The sequence below is a fragment of the Nocardiopsis sp. TRM 82005 genome, assembly GCF_056312425.1.
Window position 1 is genome coordinate 1 of sequence record NZ_JBWDTQ010000017.1, and the last position, 18,509, is coordinate 18,509.

Sequence of the window (18,509 nt, forward strand, 5' to 3'; positions counted from 1 at the left end):
AATACCCAGTACCGTCCACATCGTCACACCCACACTCCAAAGCCGCTCATGCACAAAAAACCCGCACCCAGTTTACACCCTGCCTGAACACTTCAATGTGATCGACCTGGTATTTATTCCCATGTGGCCGAAATGATCCGAGCGAAGCAGAAATGTCCGCTCTCGAACGCGCCGAGGTTGTTTCATTCTTGGTGAGTATTGACGTTCGTGCTGTTCGGAAAGGTTCGATCACACCCAGCGAACGGGTGAAGGCTTCATAGTACTGCGGTCGGTCTTCCGAGATGAGTGAACAGACCCCCGTGGAGCTGGCGGCGGTGCTTCGACGCAGGGATTGGGGGAGTATGCGGCGGTGGCCTCTGTCCCAGGGGGTTGGTGGAGTGTGGGGCGGGGCGCCGTTGCCAGCTCTACGGGTGCCTGGCTGGGTCAGGCACCCGCGACACCGCGCGAGGCCGATCAGGGCGACGGGAAGCACCTCCGAGCCGAGTGCGCTGCCGAGCTGGGTTTGACGAGCCTTTTCCTGCGAGCGCATGCTGGCCCTGCCGGGGGTGGCGGCACGGGCCGAGAGGCGGACACTCTTGTTACCCGCCAGTACTACTGACTGGTAGGTTTGCCGTGTTCTGATGGCCGTACGGCCGTACCCGGATACGGACAGCGAGGAAGAGAGCAGTGCACGAGGGCGTCCTCATCCGGCCCCGACCCGTACCCCACGCCCGCTTTCGGCTTTTCCTGCTGCACCACGCGGGTGGGTCCTCCCTTGGTTACCGCCCATGGGTACGCCACTTCCCTGCGGACTGGGAGGTGTGCCTGGTGGAGGCACCCGGACGCGGCCGTTCGGCGAAGGACGAACCCTTCCGCGACGCCCGCGCGCTGGCCCGCCACCTGCGGGAAAGCCTCATCCCCGAGCTGGACGGCCGCCCCTTCGGGTTCTTCGGCCACAGCATGGGCGCCCTCCTGGCCTACGAACTGGTCAACCGGCTGGCCGCCGAAGGCCCCGCCCAGCCCGCCTGGCTCGGGGTGTCGGCGTGGAGCCCGGCCCCGGGACCCGAGCGGGACGAGCCCCGCCACCTGCTGTCCTCGGAACCCCTGCGTGAGGGCATCGCCCGCATGGGCGGGACCTCCGCCAGTTCCCTTGCCGATCCCGAGCAGTGGCGCACCGTGGAGCCGCTGATCCGCGCCGACCTGGAACTGGTCGACACCTGGCGTCCAGCCCCGCAGGCCTCGCCGTTGCGGGTACCGCTGTCGGTCTTCGGCGGAGAGGGCGACCCCGGTTTCCCGCCGGAGCGTCTCGCAGCCTGGGACGACCACGCCGAGGGCCCCGTGGAGCGGCACCTGTTGCCGGGAGAGCACTTCTACTTCGTCGGCCGGACCGGCGACGTGGCCACCCGGATCACCAAGGACGTCCACGCCGCCCTCGCCAGCGGTTCTTAGACGGCCCGGCCCGGTACACAGCTCCGTCGTGTCCCAGGCGCGGGGCCTCGCGGGCTGCTCAGCTCCCGAGCGCGATGACGTATCCGGGCCCGTCCGCGCCCAGCTCCACCGCCTCACCCGTCCACGCGCGGGCCCGGCCGCCACGCGTCCGCACCTCCATGGCCGAGACGTCGAGGTCGGCGCATGCCACGGACAGCGGCTCGTGGGGGCCGTCGGCCAGGTGCACCAGTACCACCTGGCCGTCGAGCATCCGGATGAACGTCATGTGGTGCGGGCCCGCGTCCAGCCAGCGCAGCCCCCCGGTCTGGAGCGCGGACAGCTCCGCGCGCAGGGCCAGCAGCCGGGTGTGGGCGTCCAGCGTCCTTCGATCCCACGTCTCGGGCCTGTGCCAGGGCATGGGCCTGCGGGCGTTCTCCCCGTCCACGCCCTCCATGCCGATCTCGTCACCGGCGAACACGAACGGCACACCGGGCAGCGTCACCTGTGCCGCCGCACCGACCTCATGGCGCTCGGCGCCGCCCACCACGGTCCGGAATCTGGCCGAGTCGTGCGTGCTCAGTGCGTTCACACTGTGCGTCAGCACCCGCCACGGCAGCCCGGCGTTGGTCGCGCGTATCGCTCGTACCGCCTGCTCGGCCCCGTTCTGGGGCAGGGGCGAGTCCGTGCGCATGTACCGCACCCCCTCGGGCGCGGTGTTCAGCCAGCTCCACACCGGCCGGGTGAACCCCGCGTAGTTCATCACCCCGTGCCACCCGTCGTGGTGGGTGTCCGGCCCCGCGTCGTGGAAGTGCTCGGCCAGCAGCCACGAGCCGTCGCCACCGCGCTCGGCGTCCACCTCGCGCATCCGCGCGGCGATCTCCCCCGACACCTCCCGGTTCAGGTCCTGCGCGCCGTTGCGCCCGGTCATGTTGGCCACGTCGATGCGCCAACCGTCCAGGGGATCCGGCCCCCTCAGCCAGCCCACGAGCACCGAGTCGTCGGAGCCGTAGACCCTGCGCCGCAGCTCGGCGGAGGAGTAGTCCAGCTTGGGCAGACTGGACACGCCCATCCAGCTCACGTAGTCGTCCGGATGGTCGGTGAAGAGGTAGAACCCGGCCTCGTCGGACCCGGGGTCCTTCTGGGCGGTCACGAACCACTCGTGGGTGCGCCCGGTGTGGTTGGTGGTCAGGTCGCCCATCACCCGCACGCCGCGCTCGTGCGCCTCCCGAGTCAGTTCCCGCAGGGCGCGGTCACCGCCCAACAGCGGGTCCACCTCTGAGAACGTGGCCGCGTCGTAGCGGTGGTTGGACCGCGCGGGAAAGACCGGGGTCAGGTAGACCACCCCCACCCCCAGCTCGGCCAGGTGGTCCAGGTGGCGGCGCACCCCGTCCAGCGTGCCGCCGAAGTACTCGCGGGACACGGTCCTGCCGAAACTGGTGGGCTTGTCGTCCCAGGAGCGGGGCAGAGCCCAGTCGGGGTGCTCGTTCGGGGCGTGGACGGAGTCGTCGTCACGGGCGAAGCGGTCCGGGAAGACTTGGTAGACGTTTGTACCCGGAACCCACGAAGGCGGTTGCGGGCCGTTGACCAGGCGGAAGTCCGCGGCGTCGGTCACCTCGTGTTCGTGGGCGCCCTCCTGGTTGAGCCACGTGTACCGGGTCCCGCGCACGATCGCGAACCGGTAGTTGGTCACCACCGGGCGCAGCGGCACGGCCACCTCGAACCAGTCCGCACCGGCCGCGGTCCGCACCGGCTCGGCCCCGGACATGACGGCTTCACCGTCCTCCACCACCCGGGCGTACACCGCTTCCGCGCCCCCGGGCACGCGCACGCGCAGCCTCGCCCGTCCGTCCTCGACGCTGACATGGTCGGGTGATCCGTCATGGTGGGGATCGTGGACGAACTTCACGGAACGGCTCCTCGGGCTGATGGTCCGGACGCATACCGGGCCCCGCCGCCCACGCGGCGGGGCCCGGTCCAGGCTGGCCAGTATCGCAACGGGAGTCGAGCGCCGCGAATCCTCTTCCACCAGCCCGGCTCTTGGGCCCCGCTGCGGGGAGCAGTCCGTTTGGACGTGAACCCGCGAATCATCGCGGCGGTCCTTCACGAACAGGGTTTTGGGAGCGCTCCCAAGCACAACGCATACCTTGGTGATCCGAGCACGTGGTGTAAAGGGGTGGTGACGTATGTGTTCGTGTGTCGTACGGACGGGGCTGAAGCGCCTGTTCCGTAGGAGGTTCAGACTGTTTACCCTCCCCCCTGTCCAGGCGATTTGTCCGGGGTTACCGTGGAGGGATGAGCCTTGAGTTGCCAACCGACCGACTCGTTATCCGGGAGTGGCAGCTGGACGACGCCGAGGCGGCCCTGAAGATCTACGGGGCCGACGAGGTCGCGCACTGGCTGACGCCGGAGTGGCGTCCGGTGAACGACACCGACGCGATGCGTTCGGTGCTGCATGCCTGGATCGAGGCGGGACCCAACCTCATGCCTCCCGCGGGCCGTTGGGCCATCGTCCGCAAGGAGGACGGAGAGCTGGTGGGAGGGCTGTCGCTGAAGCTGCTCCCACCCTTTGAGGAGGACTTCGAACTGACCTGGGCGCTGCGCCCGAACGTGTGGGGCCAGGGGTACGCCACCGAGGCGAGCCAGGCCATCATCGACTGGGCGTTCAAACAGGGGATCGAGGAGGTCTTCGCGGTCGCACGCCCCGAAAACGAGCGGGCGATGGCCGTGGCGCGAAAGCTGGGCATGGAGTGGGTCGGCGAGACCGAGAAGTACTACGACATGCCTCTACAGGTCTTTCGCCTGCGTCCGAGCTGACCGGGCCGCCCGCGTACCCGTGCACGTGGTCCGTGCGCGGCCGCGCACGTCCGGACGGCCCCCGTGCGCCGGAGCCCGTGGCTCAGCCGGCCGGGAACAGCGGCGGGTCGGCCCGGGCGAACCCCTCCTGCCAGTGGTGGGGAAGGTGAGGGTAGAGCGCTTCCCCGTGGCTCACCGCGTCCAGCCTCCACCCGTTCGGTGGTCGGCTCCCGTCCGACCGCGCCCAGGTTCTCACGCGGCTGCGCTTCGTCGCGCGCGCCGACGATCACCGTGGTGGCGGTGGGCCGCCGCAGCCGGTTGATCGCGGCCTGTGCGACCGTGCGGCCGGCCTCCTCCGCGGTCTCGGCCAGCACGTCGACCACGTCGAAGAGCGGGTTCTCGTCCATCGGGACCCAGAGTGAGCACGTCCGGGTCAGGTGCCCAGGAACTGACTGATGCGCTCGGTCTCCTCCTCCGACAGGCGCACCGCGGCGGCGGCCGTGTTCTCCTCCAGGTGCGCCACCCGGGACGTGCCCGGGATCGGCAGCATCACCGGAGAGCGGTGCAACAGCCACGCCAGGGACAGCTGTACCGGAGTGACCTCGTGCTCGGCGGCCATCGCGGCCAGTGGTGACTCCGGGCCCGCCATCTCACCGCGTCCGACCGGTGCCCACGGCAGGAACGCGATCCCGTCCCGCTCGCACTGCTCCAGCACGTCCTCGGACTGGCGGAAGGAGGGCGCGTACTGGTTCTGCACCGACGCCACCGGGGTGATGGCGCGGGCGGCGGAGAGCTCGTCCACCGTCACCTCGCTCAGTCCGATGTGCCGGATCTTGCCCTCCTCGCGCAGCTCCACCAAGGCGCCGAGCTGGTCGGCCAACGGCACCAGGGGGTCGATGCGGTGCAGCTGGAGCAGGTCGATCCGCTCCAGGCCCAGGTTGCGCAGGCTCAGCTCCACCTGCTGCTTGAGGTACTCGGGGCGGCCCAGCTTGTGCCACTGGGCCGGGCCGGTGCGCGCGAGGCCCGTCTTGGTGCCGATGACCAGGTCGTCGTTGTAGGGGTAGAGCGCCTCCCGGATCAGCTGCTCGCTGATCTGGGGCCCGTAGGAGTCGGCGGTGTCGATGAAGGTGACGCCCAACTCGACCGTGCGCCGCAGTACCGCCAGCGCCTCGTCCCGGTCGCGGGGAGGCCCCCACACTCCCTCGCCGACGATGCGCATCGCCCCGAAGCCCAGGCGGTGGACCGGCAGGTCGCCGCCGAGGGAGAAGGTCCCCGACAGCTCGGCGATGCGTGGTGTGGAGTGTAGGTCGGTCACGGTGTCCTTTCCGGACGGCGCTGGGGCCGTGTGCTCAGAACTTGCAGGTGAGGAGGGGTGCCGTGCGGTCCCCGCGTGCGCGGGTCCGTGTCCTCGGCGGTGCTGCGGGCAGGATCTCAGGAGGCGCGGGTGCCCCGCAAGGAGCCACGGAGGTTACACGCCCGCGTCGCGGCGCGCCACGGAGGCCAGGTCGGCCTCGATGCGTGTGGTGGTCTCCAACAGGGCGGGCAGCAGGTCGCGGCGCACGTCCTCTATCGAGGACCGGTTGGCGTGCGCGGACACGTTCGCGGCCGCGATCACCCTGCCGGCCCCGTCCCGTATGGGCGCGGCCAGGGAGCGCAGTCCCTCCTCCAGTTCCTGGTCGACGATGGCGTACCCCTGTTCACGCACCCGCTCCAACTCGGCGCGCAGTTCGGCCGGGTCGGTGATGGTGAACCTGGTCAGCGGTTTGAGTTCCACCCGTTCCAGGTAGGCGTCGATGTCCCGGTCCTCACGCCCGGCCAGGAGTACGCGGCCCATCGAGGTGGCCGAGGCGGGGAAGCGCGTGCCCACGCTGATGGCCACCGCCATGATCCGAGAGGTCGCCACACGCGCCACGTAGAGAACGTCATCGCCCTCCAGTACCGACACCGAGGCGGATTCGTGTACCTGGGTGGAGAGGTCCTCCAGGTGGGGCTGGGCCACCTCCGGCAGTCCGGCGGAGGCGACGTAGGCGTATCCCAGTTCCAGCACGCTCGGGGTAAGGGAGAACATCCTGCCGTCGGTGCGCACGTACCCCAGGTCGACCAGGGTGAGTAGGAAGCGGCGGGCGGCGGCGCGGGTGAGGTCGGTCTCGCGTGCGACCTCGCTGAGCGTCATGGAGCGCCGTTCCGCGGAGAAGGCGCGAATGACCGTCAGGCCGCGCTCCAGGGACTGTACGAAGTGGGCGCCACGGGCCGTTTCTTCTTCGGTGGGCATGCGGCCTTCCTGGTTCGGGTGCGGGGGAGGTGCCAGAACCCCTGGGAATGTTCTCATACCGCACAGGAGCGGTCACGTGTGCGGTGTTCTTGACCATGTCTGAGATCGGCGCTACCGTCATACCCAAGATGTTCGCTGTGTGAACATGCATTCGCTATCCGAACGGGAGTACCCCATGATCGTGCCCCTGGACGAGGCGGTACGCGAACTCGTCCACGACGGCGACACCGTCGCCCTGGAGGGGTTCACCCATCTCATCCCCGTGGCGGCGGGGCACGAGATCATCCGCCAGGGCCTGCGCGACCTCACCTTGGTGCGCATGACGCCCGATGTCGTCTACGACCAGCTCATCGGCGCCGGGTGCGCCAGCAAGCTCGTCTTCTCCTGGGGCGGTAACCCGGGGGTCGGGTCGCTGCACCGCTTCCGCGACGCCGTCACCTCCTCCTGGCCCGTCCCCCTGGAGATCGAGGAGCACAGCCACGCCGGGATGGCCAACCGCTACGTCGCGGGCGCCTCCGGCCTGCCCTTCGCCATCCTGCGGGGCTACACGGGCACCGACCTGGTCGCCAACAACCCCAACATCAGGACCGTCACCTGCCCCTTCAGCGGGCAGGAGCTGGCCGCCGTGCCCGCCCTCAACCCCGACGTCACCGTCGTGCACGCCCAGCGCGCCGACCGCGACGGCAACGTGCAGCTGTGGGGCATCACCGGCATCCAGAAGGAGGCCGTCCTGGCCGCCGACCGCACTCTGGTCACCGTCGAGGAGGTCGTGGACACACTGGAGCCAGTACCCGGCCAGGTGATCCTGCCCGCGCGCGTCGTGAACCGCGTCAGCGTCGCCCCCGGCGGCGCGGCGCCCTCCTACGCCCACGGCTACTACGAGCGTGACAACGAGGCCTACCGGGCCTGGGACGCCATCGGCCGCGACCGTGAGGCCTTCACCGTCTGGCTGGAGGAGCTCATGGCCCCCTCCACCACCCCCGAGTCCGCTGGGAGGGGCCTGTGACCACCGTGACCTGGACCTCCGACGAGATCATGACCGTCACCGCGGCCCGCTCACTGCGTGACCAGATGTCATGTTTTGTCGGTATCGGGCTGCCCAGTACCGCCGCCAACGTGGCCCGCCGCACGCACGCGCCGGGGCTGTGGATGATCTACGAGTCCGGCACCTTGGGCACCGTTCCGGACCATCTGCCGCTGTCGATCGGCGACGGGATCCTCGCCGAGGCCGCCGACACCGTGGTCTCGGTCCCCGAGGTCTTCAACTACTGGCTCCAGGCCGGGCGGATCGACGTGGGCTTCCTCGGCGCCGCCCAGCTCGACCGGTACGCCAACATCAACACCACGGTCATCGGTGACTACGCCGACCCCAAGGTGCGCCTGCCCGGGGCGGGCGGCGCCCCCGAGATCGCCGCCTCCTGCCGTGAGGTCACCGTGATCATGCGGCACAGCCGTCGCGCCCTCGTGGACCGGGTCGACTTCGTCACCTCGGTCGGCCACGGCTCGGGCCCCGGCGACCGCGAGCGTATGGGCCTGCGCGGCGCCGGTCCGACGCGGGTGATCACCGACCTCGGCGTGCTCGAACCCGACCCCGTCACCCGCGAGCTCCTCCTGACCGGCGTGCACCCGGGGGTGGAGGTGGGCGCGGTCAGGGAGGCGACCGGCTGGGACCTCGCGGTGGCTGGGGACCTCACCGTCACCCCCGAACCCACCGACACCGAGCTGTCGGTGGTGCGCTCTCTGACCGGGGGCTCCTGAGGGCGCGGTGAGGCCGCGCCCTACAGTTTCCTAACAGCGTTAGGTTCCAGTCCGTTCACGGCCGGGCCCGCTCCGGCCGCACCACACCCAGGAGGCCCACGGTGACCGATGTCTACGTCCTCGACGCCGTCCGCACCCCCTTCGGCAAGTACGGCGGCGGCCTGTCCGGAGTCCGCCCCGACGACCTGGCCGCCCACGTCGTCGGTGCCCTCGTCGAACGCGCACCCGGCTTGGACCCCGCCGCCGTCGACGAGGTCGCCCTCGGCAACGCCAACGGAGCGGGCGAGGAGAACCGCAACGTCGCCCGTATGGCCGCCCTGCTGGCGGGACTGCCCACCTCGGTGCCCGGCGTTACCGTCAACAGGCTCTGCGGCTCCGGTCTGGAGGCCGCCATCCAGACCAGCCGTGCCATCCAGGTCGGCGACGCCTCCCTGGCCGTGGCCGGGGGAGTGGAGTCCATGAGCCGCGCCCCCTGGGTCATGCCCAAACCGGTCAAGGGCTTCCCCGCCACCGACGCCGCCCTGCACTCCACCACCCTGGGGTGGCGTATGGTCAACCCCCGCATGCCCGGGCGGTGGACCGTCTCCCTGGGGGAGGGCACCGAAGGACTGGCCGAGCAGCACGGGATCACCCGGGCCGACCAGGACGCCTTCGCCCTGGCCAGCCACGCCAAGGCGGCCGAGGCCTGGGCCAAGGGGGCCTTCGACGACGAGATCGTCCAGGTCCCCGACGCGCACCTGGAACGCGACGAGTCCATCCGCGAGACCTCCGTCGACAAGCTCGCCGGGCTCAAACCCGCCTTCCGGGCCGAGGGCGCCATCACCGCCGGGAACGCCTCGCCCCTCAACGACGGCGCCGCCGCCCTGCTGATGGGCGACCGCGCCGCCGCCGAGGCCGTCGGGCTGGAACCCGTGGCCCGCATCGCCGGACGCGGTGCCGCCGGGGTCGACCCCGACGTGTTCGGCATCGGTCCCGTCCGCGCGGCCGAGATCGCCCTCGAACGCGCCGGAATCAGTTGGGGCGACCTGTCCGTTGTCGAACTCAACGAGGCCTTCGCGGCCCAGTCCCTGGCCTGCGTCCGCAGCTGGGAGGGTCTGGACCCCGGCATCGTCAACCCCAACGGCGGCGCCATCGCCATCGGCCACCCGCTGGGCGCCTCCGGCGCACGCATCCTCGGTTCGCTCGCCCACGAGCTGCGCCGGCGCGGCGGGGGCTGGGGCCTGGCCGCACTGTGCATCGGGGTCGGCCAGGGCCTGGCCGTCGTCCTAGAGGCCTAAGCAGACTGTTCGGCGGTGCCCGGACCGAGGTCCGGCGGACGAGCCGCCACACAACAGAACCGAAGACGCCGGGGAGGCGGAGCCGCGGCGACACCGCCCGCCTCCCCGACCGGAGACCGGCCCGGCTGCCCGGACAGGGGCCGCACGAGCCCGGCCCCACCGTCCGAACCGCCTCGCGGCCCCGGGAGCCGGTACCGCACGAACGAAGGAACACCGCCATGTCCACCCCGTCCGACACGGCACGCACACAGTCCGGTCTGTACGTGCCCGGCTACGTCCGCGACCACGACACCCACCCGTCGCTGGACTACCCCGCCTACAAGAGCACGGCCCTACGCCACCCCAAGCGACCGCTCACCCTGCTTCCGCACATGCTCACCGAGATCACCTCGCCGGTCCTGGGCGCGGACCGGGTCGGCGAGCTCGACCACGACCTCACACGCCAGCACGCGGAGGAGCCACAGGGGCAGCGCATCATCGTGCACGGCCAGGTCCGCGACAGCGACGGCCGGCCCGTGCCCCACACCCTGGTGGAGGTCTGGCAGGCCAACGCGGGCGGGCGCTACCGCCACGCCAGCGACAACTGGCCCGCCCCGCTCGACCCCCACTTCACCGGGGTCGGCCGCGCCATGACCGACGCGGAGGGGCGCTACCGGTTCGTCACCATCCGCCCGGGCGCCTATCCCTGGCGCAACCACCAGAACGCCTGGCGGCCCGCGCACATCCACTTCTCCCTGTTCGGGAAGGCCTTCACCCAGCGGCTCGTCACCCAGATGTACTTCCCCGACGACCCGTTGTTCTTCCAGGACCCCATGTGGAACTCGGTGCCCGACTCCGAGGCCCGCGAGCGCATGCTGGCCAGGTACGACCACGACGCCACCGAACCCGAGTGGGCGCTGGCCTACCGCTGGGACATCGTGCTGCGCGGACGCGAACAGACCCCGTTCGAGTCCGAGGAAGAGATTCTGGAGGACGACGAGTGAGCACGTACCCCACCACCCCGGCCCAGACGGTCGGCCCCTACCTGCACATCGGCCTGCCCTGGCCCGACGGCCCCTACGCCGTCGCGGAGGGCACACCGGACGCGGTGTGGATCCGCGGCACCGTCTACGACGGCGCGGGCGCGGTCGTCACCGACGCCGTGATCGAGACTTGGCAGGCCGACCCCGACGGCCGCTTCGACCACCCCGACGACCCGCGCGGGGCCAGGAGCTACCCGGGCTTTCGCGCCTTCGGCCGCTGCCCCACCGACACCAGCGGCGACTACGGGATCCTCACCCTCAAGCCCGGCACCGTACCGGGCCCGCTCGGCGACCAGGCGCCGCACATCGACGTGTCGGTGTTCGCGCGCGGCATGCTGAACCGGGTCGTCACCCGCCTGTACTTTCCTGAGGAAGAGGCCGCGAACGCCGCTGACCCGGTCCTGAACAGCATCGACGACCCTCAGGCCCGCGCCACCCTTCTCGCCCGCCGAGAAGGGGGCGGGTACCGCTTCGACGTCCGCCTCCAGGGCGAGGGCGAGACCGTCTTCTTCGACGTCTAGAGTGCTGGCCGTAAACGTCGCCGGTGTGAGGGGCGGAACCCTCTCCAGGTGGTCCCGTACCCGCGGCCACTGTCGGCGCCGAACCTGATGACGGGTACGGGGCCGTCCACCCGAGGACCAGGTCGGTGAACCCTTCCGCTCACAGCACCAGCCCGACAGCCCACGACCCGGAGGGAACCAATGACCGGCCTGTTCGACGGTGTCTTCGACCACGGCCCCGTGGCCGCGCTCACCGACGACACCGCCTGGCTCCAGGCCCTGCTCGACGCGGAGGCGGCCCTGGCGCGCGCCCTCGCCGACACCGGAGCCCTGCCAGTGGAGCGGGCCGATTCCATCGCCGCCGCCTGCGCCGCCGACCGCTACGACCCGGACGACCTGGGCCGGGCCGCGGCGGGCGGCGGCAACCCGGTCATCCCCCTGGTCAAGGAGCTCACCGCACAGGTGCGCGGGACCGACCCCGAGGCGGCTCGCCACGTGCACCGGGGCGCCACCAGCCAGGATGTCATGGACACCGGAGCCATGCTGCTGGCCCAGCGCGCGGGCGGTGTCCTGCTGGCGGACCTGCGCGCTCTCGCCGACCACCTGCGTGATCTGGCCGAGGCCCATCGCATCACCCCCATGCCCGGCCGCACCCTGCTCCAGCAGGCCCTGCCCACCACCTTCGGCGCGGTCGCCGCCGGGTGGGCCAACGGGCTCTCGGAGGCCGCCGACCAGCTCGACCACGTGCTGCGCCACCGCCTGGCCGTCCAGTTCGGCGGCGCCGTCGGCACCCTGGCCTCCCTCGGACAGGACGGGCCCGCCGTCGCCACGGCCCTGGCCGCGCGCTTGCGCCTGGTCGACCCGGTCCTGCCCTGGCACACCGAACGCGGACGGATCACCGAGCTGGCCGCCGCCCTGGGCCGGATCTGCGGCGCGGTCGGCACCGCAGCCCAGGACATCGTGCTGCTGGCCCAGACCGAGGTCGGCGAACTGGTCGAGGAGGGCGGCCCCGGCGTCGGCGGCTCCTCCACCATGCCGCACAAGCGCAACCCCGTCGCCGCCGTCAGCGCCCTGGCCTGTGCGCGCCAGGCACCCGGACTCGTCGCGAACCTGTTCGCCGCCCAAATCCAGGAGCACCAGCGGGCCGCCGGGGGCTGGCACGCCGAATGGCTGCCCCTGACCGACCTGCTGCGCCGCACCGGCGCCGCCGTCGCCTGGCTGCGCACCAGCGCGGCACGGCTGCGAGTTGATCCCGAACGGATGCGGGCCAACCTGGACGCCACCGGCGGCCTGGCCCTGTCCGAGCGCGTCACCACCGACCTGGCCCCCGAGCTCGGCCGTATGGACGCCCACCGCCTGGTCACCGGCGCATGCCGGGAGGCCGTCGACTCCGGACGGGATCTGGCCGAGGTTCTCACCGAGCGCCTCAACGGCGTCCGCACCCTTGAGGGGATCCGTGCCCTGCTCGACCCGGCGGGGTATCTGGGCTCGGCCGTGGTCTTCGCCGATCGGGTCACCGGGGCGAGAACGGGTAGGACCGGCCGCGCGGAACACACCGACAGCGAAGAAGGAGCACAAGCACCCCATGAGCGTTGACCTCCACCACATCGAGAGCGGACCGGCCGACGCGCCGCCACTGCTGCTCGGCGGCTCCCTCGGCACCACCACGCGGATGTGGGAACCGCAGACCGAGGCGCTCTCGACCGTCTTCCGGGTGATCCGCTTCGACCACCGCGGACACGGTGACTCGCCCGTCCCGGAGGGCCCCTACACCATGGCCGACCTGGGCGGCGACGTCATCGCTCTGATGGACCGGTTGGGTATCGAGCGCGCCCACTACGCGGGGCTGTCCATCGGAGGCATGGTCGGCCAGTGGCTCGCCGTCCACCACCCCGAGCGCATCGACCACCTGGTCCTGATGGCCACCGCCCCGTACATGGGTCCGGCCCAGAACTGGCGGGACCGCGCCGCCCTGGTGCGCGCGAAGGGCACCGGTGCCGTGGCGGACTCGGTGGTGGAACGCTGGTTCACCCCGGCCTTCACCGAGGACCACCCCCACGAGGTCTCCCTGCTGCGTGAGCAGATCGCCTCCACCGAGTCGGAGGGGTACGCGGGCTGCTGCGGGGCCATCGAGACATACGACCTGCGTGAGGACCTGCACCGGATCACGGCGCCCACACTGGTGATCGCCGGAGCCGACGACCCGGCCACGCCGCCCGCCGGGAACGCCGAACTGATCGCCGAGAGAGTCCCCGGCGCACGCCTGGTGGTGCTGGAGGAGGCCGCGCACCTGCTGTCCTGGCAGCAGAGCGCGAAGGTGAACACGCTGCTCACCCAGCACCTGGCGTCCGCCGACCGCCACGCGTCGGGGATGCGGATGCGCCGCGCCGTGCTGGGAGATGAGCACGTGGACCGGGCCGAGGCGCGCAAGAGCGCCTTCACCGAGCCCTTCCAGGATCTCATCACCCGCTACGCCTGGGGTGAGATCTGGACCCGTCCCGGCCTGGACCGACGCACCCGCAGCTGCATGGTGCTGACCGCGCTGGTCGCGCACGGGCACTGGTCGGAACTGGCCATGCACGTGCGCGCCGCGCTGCGTAACGGGCTGAGCCAGGACGAGATCGGCGAGGTGTTCCTGCAAGCCGCGATCTACTGCGGGGTGCCCGCCGCGAACAAGGCGTTCGGCATCGCCCAGGAGGTTTTCGCCGAGCAGTCCTGAGGGTCCTGGGTGCCCGGCCGGGTCCGCCCGGTCGGGCACCGGGAGGTCAGCGCTTGAACGCGACCCCCGACAGCTCCCACAGTTTCACGTCGGGGTCCTCGGGCCGGAACCGGGGCTCGGTGCCGGGCAGCCGCCAGGTGGCGCAGTCCACCGTGCGGGGACCCTCGTCGCGCTCGTCGGTCCAGGGACTGGCCAGCTCCAGCCCCTCGAAGACCACGGAGGCCTCCTCGGGGCTGCGCACCCGTCCCCAGCGGGTGCCGAAGGACAGGATCTTGTCGGTCATCCAGACGGCGGAGTCCGGATTGTCGGAGACGATGTGGGAGAAGATGACGCAGGAGCCCGGCGCCAGTCGGTCCATGAGCGAGCGCACCATGCCGAACGGGTCGCTGTCGTCGGGCAGGCAGTGCAGGAGCGACACCAGCATCACGCACACGGGCATGTCGGTGTCGATGAGCCTGTTGGTCTCGGGGGAGCCGAGGATGTGGTCGGTCTCGCGGATGTCGGCCAGCAGGAAGGCGGTCTCGGCGCTGTCGCTGATCAGCGCCCGTCCGTGCGCGAGCACGATGGGATCGTGGTCGACGTAGAGGACCCGGGCCCGGGGGTTGGCCTGCTGGGCCGCGTGGTGGGTGTTGTTGGCGGTGGGCAGGCCGGCCCCCAGGTCCAGGAACTGCTCCACCCCCTGGGCGGCGACGTACTCGACCGCACGTGAGAGGTAGGCGCGGTTGTCGTTGGCGAAGGAGACCAGTTCGGGTATGCCCTTCGCGAGCGCCTCGCAGGCTTCGCGGTCCGCCTCGAAGTTGTCCTTGCCCCCCAACAGGTAATCGTACATACGTGCGATGCTGGGGGTTTCCATGTCGATGTCGGGAGGAAACTGATCGGCCATAGAGGGTACCCATCCGAAGAAGTGGTGAGGAGTGTTCTCTGGCCGAATGGTAACCGTGTTTCCACGTTCTTACCGGAGTTTCTGGCAACAAAGTCCAAAGTGCGTATTCGGTCATCGCATCTTCGCATTACAGCCCCGTTGTCGAGCGTCCGAAACCGGGAAGATCGTCGGCCACGGCCCCCGGAACCGCGGCTCTGACGCGATCCCCGGCTCCGTCGGGCGGGCTTGGCGGGATGGGCAGAGGCGGCGCGGACCAGAATGCGGCAGCCGAAGACGGGACAGCCGTGTCTGATGGAAGAGGAGACGCGGTACCGGTTTCCCGTGCCGCCGCATCACCGTTTTCACCGAATGTCGCCTCTTCAGCCGAAGGTCCTTTTGCGGTGGTCGTGGAAAGCGCCCTGACCTGCGCCATGAGCGCACGCCGCTCCCGTCCCAGCCACCGGGTCAGCGCGAACGGGTCCCGGTCGGCCTCCGCACCCAGCCCGGCCGCCGCCGCGACCAGGTGCGCGCATCTGGCGTCCCACCGGTCACAGGAGCAGGTTGCCACCAGGCCGTCCCACCCACGCGGGACCAGGTCCCATCCCAGCAGCGAGAACACACGGGCCGCCGCCACCGGCAGCTCGCCGGCCAGCACCCGGGCGCGGAAGACCGGCTGCGAGGCCAGTGCCGCGCACAGGCGCTCCCACTCGGCCTCGGGGACGACCGTGCGGATCAGGCTCACCTCGTACGAGCCCGGACCGCGCACCCGCCCCGCGACCTCGCCCGGGCGCACGGACAGCCGCTCGACCCGGACGCTCCCGAGGGCCCGGCCGGGCTCCCCCAAGGCCTCGGCCACCAGGGAGGACCACGTACTCATCCGGCCACCGCCTCCGGGGACAGCCGCACGACCTCGCGCAGGTCCTCCACCGACAGCCCGGTCAGCCACGTCTCACCGGTGGCCACCGCGCTGTCGGCCAGCGCGCTCTTGCGCTCGATCATCTCGTCCACCTTCTCCTCGACCGTGCCCACGCACACCAGCTTGCGCACCTGTACGTCCCTTCGCTGGCCGATCCGGAAGGCCCGGTCGGTGGCTTGGTCCTCCACCGCCGGGTTCCACCAGCGGTCCACGTGCACCACGTGGTTGGCCGCGGTCAGGTTCAGCCCGGTCCCGGCGGCCTTGAGCGAGAGCAGGAACACCGCGGGGCCGTCCAGGCTCTGGAAGCGCTGGGTCATCTCCTCCCGGTCCGCCCGCGAGGTGCCCCCGTGCAGCCACAGCACCGGCACCCCCAGCCGCGAGCGCAAGTAGGGGGCCAGCCGCTCGCCGAAGCGCGCGTACTGGGTGAAGCACAGGGCCTTGTCCCCCTCGGCGACGGCCTCACCCAGGATCGCCTCCAGCCGTTCCAGCTTGCCCGAGCGGTCCGACAGAGCCGAGCCGTCTCCCAGGAACTGGGCCGGATGGTTGCAGATCTGCTTGAGCCGCGACATCGTCGCCAGCACCAGCCCCTTGCGCTCCTTCTCGGTGGCCTCGGCCATACGCTCACCCATGTCGTCCACCACCGCCTTGTACAGCGAGGCCTGCTCAGGGGTGAGCGTGCACCAGGTGCGCATCTCCAGCTTCTCGGGCAGGTCGGCGATGATCGACCGGTCGGTCTTGAGGCGGCGCAGCACGAACGGCCCGGTCATACGGCGCACGAGGTCGGTGTCGGGGCCCTCCTCGCCGCTGACCGCCTGCTCGAAGGCCGCCGAGCTCCCCAGCAGCCCCGGGTTGGCGAACTCCATGATCGACCACAGCTCACCCAGGTTGTTCTCGACCGGTGTCCCGGTGAGCGCGATCCGGGTGGTCGCGGGCAGTGATCGCGCCGCCCGGGCCTGGCGCGTGCTGTGGTTCTTGAGCGCCTGCGCCTCGTCGCACACCACACGGTGCCAGGGCATACCAGCCAGCTCCTCGGCGTCGCGGGTGACCACCCCGTAGGTGGTGACCACCAGGTCGCAAGTGCCCACCAGGCGGGCCAGCGCGTTGCCCGAGGGCCGGTCCGGGCCGTGCTGGACGTGCACCTTCAAGGAGGGCGCGAACCTTTCGGCCTCGCGCCGCCAGTTGCCCACGAGCGAGACCGGGCACACCAGCAGGGTCGGCCCCGGCGCGGCGGCCCCGGCGCGCTCCTCGGTGAGCAGGGCCAGCAGCTGCACGGTCTTGCCCAACCCCATGTCGTCGGCCAGTACCGCGCCCAGGCCCAGCTCGCCCAGGAAGCGCAGCCACGCCGCACCCCGGTCCTGGTAGGGGCGTAGCGCGCCCCGGAACCCCGGCGGTGTCCCCACGGGGCGCGGCTCGGCCTTGGCGCCCCCGTTCAGCAGCGCGCCCAGCGGACCGGAGGCGACCACGTCGGCGACGGGCAGAGGCGCCGTGCCCTGCGCACCGATGGCCGTGCGCAGCGCCTCGTCGGTGCGCATCCGGTGGCCGCCGCGCCGCTTGAGCAGGTCCAGGGCGGAGCTGATCCGGTCGGGGTCCACTTCCATCCACCGGCCGCGCACCCGCACCAGGGAACGCTTGAGGCGGGCCAGTTCGGCGAGCTCGTCCAACTCGTCTTCGGTGAGCGGCTCCGAGGGCTCGTCATCCCTGCCGTGCACGAGGGCCTCGAAGGACACGTTGACCAGGTCCGAGGGGCCGACGCCGCCGCTCCGCCGCCTACGGGGCGCCTCCTCGACCGTCACACGCAGCCCCAGGGCCGGCTTGGCCCGCCACTCGGGCAGGACCACGGAGAACCCCGCCCCGCTCAACCGGGGCGCCGCCTCGGCCACGAACTCCTGGGCGTTTTCGGTACTGAGCAGTAGCCGGGTCGGGGCCAGGTCGCGCAGCGCATGGCGCAGCGGCGGATAGTGGCGGGCGGCCCGGCGCAGGTCGGCCAGGGCGGTGGTGCCCACGTCGGCGGGCAGCCAGGCGGCTCCCTCACCCTGCCATACCTGTTCCAGAGGCAGGCGCAGGCCGGGATCGGAGACCGATCGCACCCAGAACTCGACCGTCCACGGACCCTCGCGGTCGGGTTCGCGCAGCAGGAACAGCAGCGCGGCCCGACCCGCGCCGCGCACACGGGAACGCCACTCGCGCAGCGGACCGCGCAGCCGGGCGGCGGTGTCGGCGTCGACCCGGGGCCGGTCCCCGGTGAGTGCGACGGCCAGCCGCTGTCCGGGGGTGCTCTCCCCGACGCCGCCAGGGGCCGGGGCCCCGTCGCGGTGCGGTGCCGGGCGCCGGGCCAGGCGGCGGGCCACCGCGTCGGTGAGCAGCTCCAGGGGTGCGAGCACGCAGGCGCGGGCGACCGCGTCCGGGGACTCCCCGGGAAGGTGGGCGCGGGCGGAGGGAGGCAGGGCGGCGGTAAGCGCGGCCAGGTGCTCCTCGGCCCAGTCCAGGGGCGCGGGGCGCCAGCGCGCCCGGGTCGGGTCGCCCACCAGGTCGGGCAGTACGCACCCGGAGGCGACCACCCGTTCGGCGAAGTCGCGGACCGCTCGCAGGTGGGTCAGGGAGGGGCCGAGCGCGACATCCGGGGAGTGGGCGGCGGCCAGGAAGTCCTCGGCGGACGCGGCGTCCAACCGCAGCGCGGGCACGCGCCAGTGGTGGAGGGCGGCCGGAGCGGAGCCGGGGGCGTCGGTGGAGGCGAACGGGGCGCTGACCTCACCTGGCAGGGACAGCTCCAGATGCCCGGCCCGGGAAGCCGCGCCCCGCCCGGCGCCCGAGGCGCGCAGCAGGGCGTGCAGACCGCGGGCGTCCAGGGCGAACGGGTGCGGGCGCACCCGTTCGCCCGCGCCCTCCGCCCGGGAGCCGGGGGAGGGGGCTCTCTCAGCCCACACCGCCAGTGTGTCCCCGGCCCACACGCCGTGCAGAACCCGCACCGCACCTCCCGCGTCCT

16 protein-coding genes are annotated in these 18,509 nt (G+C 71.5%); 9 read left to right on the forward strand and 7 right to left on the reverse strand.

Annotation, left to right across the window (positions count from 1 at the left end; all coding sequences use genetic code 11):
* Nucleotides 1-666: 666 nt before the first annotated feature.
* The gene (locus AC0T5L_RS13655; protein WP_476165828.1) at nt 667-1,428 is read left to right on the forward strand and encodes a thioesterase II family protein; all 762 of its coding nucleotides are present in this window, start codon (nt 667-669) and stop codon (nt 1,426-1,428) included.
* A 58-nt stretch (nt 1,429-1,486) separates the two neighbouring features.
* Here the strand turns inward: AC0T5L_RS13655 and AC0T5L_RS13660 are convergent, their stop codons facing one another.
* Entirely contained in the window at nt 1,487-3,313 is a 1,827-nt protein-coding gene (locus AC0T5L_RS13660; protein WP_476165829.1) for a glycoside hydrolase family 13 protein, read from the reverse strand.
* Nucleotides 3,314-3,699: 386 nt separating this feature from the next.
* On the opposite strand from AC0T5L_RS13660, the gene AC0T5L_RS13665 reads away from it, so the two are divergent.
* Nucleotides 3,700-4,221 (forward strand): GNAT family N-acetyltransferase, encoded by a 522-nt coding sequence (locus tag AC0T5L_RS13665; RefSeq protein WP_476165830.1) that lies wholly within the window; start codon nt 3,700-3,702, stop codon nt 4,219-4,221.
* Here AC0T5L_RS13665 and AC0T5L_RS13670 read toward each other — a convergent pair.
* The 3 genes from AC0T5L_RS13670 to AC0T5L_RS13680 all read right to left on the reverse strand — a co-directional run bounded on the left by AC0T5L_RS13670 (nt 4,179) and on the right by AC0T5L_RS13680 (nt 6,472).
* Nucleotides 4,179-4,607 (reverse strand): hypothetical protein, encoded by a 429-nt coding sequence (locus AC0T5L_RS13670; RefSeq protein WP_476165831.1) that lies wholly within the window; start codon nt 4,605-4,607, stop codon nt 4,179-4,181. The two genes, AC0T5L_RS13665 and AC0T5L_RS13670, sit on opposite strands and share 43 nt — an antisense overlap.
* A gap of 26 nt (nt 4,608-4,633) precedes the next feature.
* Complete coding sequence (locus AC0T5L_RS13675) at nt 4,634-5,515, reverse strand: aldo/keto reductase (RefSeq protein ID WP_476165832.1); 882 nt, start codon at nt 5,513-5,515, stop codon at nt 4,634-4,636.
* Between the two features lie 153 nt (nt 5,516-5,668).
* On the reverse strand, nt 5,669-6,472 hold the full coding sequence (locus tag AC0T5L_RS13680; RefSeq protein WP_476165833.1) for an IclR family transcriptional regulator domain-containing protein: 804 nt from the start codon (nt 6,470-6,472) through the stop codon (nt 5,669-5,671).
* A 175-nt stretch (nt 6,473-6,647) separates the two neighbouring features.
* Here AC0T5L_RS13680 and AC0T5L_RS13685 point away from each other — a divergent pair, with 175 nt between their 5' ends.
* The 7 genes from AC0T5L_RS13685 to pcaDC all read left to right on the forward strand — a co-directional run bounded on the left by AC0T5L_RS13685 (nt 6,648) and on the right by pcaDC (nt 13,748).
* The gene (locus AC0T5L_RS13685; protein WP_476165834.1) at nt 6,648-7,478 is read left to right on the forward strand and encodes a CoA transferase subunit A; all 831 of its coding nucleotides are present in this window, start codon (nt 6,648-6,650) and stop codon (nt 7,476-7,478) included.
* Nucleotides 7,475-8,230 carry a CoA-transferase subunit beta gene (locus AC0T5L_RS13690; protein ID WP_476165835.1) on the forward strand — a complete coding sequence of 252 codons (756 nt, stop codon included), beginning with the start codon at nt 7,475-7,477 and terminating at the stop codon, nt 8,228-8,230. The genes AC0T5L_RS13685 and AC0T5L_RS13690 overlap by 4 nt, the downstream gene beginning before the upstream one ends.
* Before the next feature lie 101 nt (nt 8,231-8,331).
* The gene (locus tag AC0T5L_RS13695; protein WP_476165836.1) at nt 8,332-9,507 is read left to right on the forward strand and encodes a thiolase family protein; all 1,176 of its coding nucleotides are present in this window, start codon (nt 8,332-8,334) and stop codon (nt 9,505-9,507) included.
* Between the two features lie 218 nt (nt 9,508-9,725).
* A complete protein-coding gene (gene pcaH / locus AC0T5L_RS13700; protein WP_476165837.1) occupies nt 9,726-10,490 on the forward strand; it encodes a protocatechuate 3,4-dioxygenase subunit beta in 765 nt (254 codons plus the stop codon).
* The gene (gene pcaG, locus AC0T5L_RS13705; RefSeq protein WP_476165838.1) at nt 10,487-11,050 is read left to right on the forward strand and encodes a protocatechuate 3,4-dioxygenase subunit alpha; all 564 of its coding nucleotides are present in this window, start codon (nt 10,487-10,489) and stop codon (nt 11,048-11,050) included. Before pcaH ends, pcaG begins: the two co-directional genes overlap by 4 nt.
* Nucleotides 11,051-11,230: 180 nt before the next feature.
* Nucleotides 11,231-12,625: a 3-carboxy-cis,cis-muconate cycloisomerase gene (gene pcaB / locus AC0T5L_RS13710; protein ID WP_476165839.1), complete on the forward strand. Its 1,395-nt coding sequence runs from the start codon at nt 11,231-11,233 to the stop codon at nt 12,623-12,625.
* Entirely contained in the window at nt 12,615-13,748 is a 1,134-nt protein-coding gene (pcaDC, locus tag AC0T5L_RS13715) for a bifunctional 3-oxoadipate enol-lactonase/4-carboxymuconolactone decarboxylase PcaDC (RefSeq protein WP_476165840.1), read from the forward strand. The genes pcaB and pcaDC overlap by 11 nt, the downstream gene beginning before the upstream one ends.
* Nucleotides 13,749-13,794: 46 nt before the next feature.
* Here pcaDC and AC0T5L_RS13720 read toward each other — a convergent pair whose 3' ends face one another.
* The 3 genes from AC0T5L_RS13720 to AC0T5L_RS13730 form a co-directional block, all read right to left on the reverse strand.
* On the reverse strand, nt 13,795-14,631 hold the full coding sequence (locus tag AC0T5L_RS13720; RefSeq protein WP_476165841.1) for an SAM-dependent methyltransferase: 837 nt from the start codon (nt 14,629-14,631) through the stop codon (nt 13,795-13,797).
* Between the two features lie 127 nt (nt 14,632-14,758).
* Nucleotides 14,759-15,487, reverse strand: coding sequence for a hypothetical protein (locus AC0T5L_RS13725; protein ID WP_476165842.1), 729 nt, complete (start codon nt 15,485-15,487; stop codon nt 14,759-14,761).
* Entirely contained in the window at nt 15,484-18,492 is a 3,009-nt protein-coding gene (locus tag AC0T5L_RS13730; RefSeq protein WP_476166010.1) for an SNF2-related protein, read from the reverse strand. The genes AC0T5L_RS13725 and AC0T5L_RS13730 overlap by 4 nt, the downstream gene beginning before the upstream one ends.
* Between the last annotated feature and the right edge of the window lie 17 nt (nt 18,493-18,509).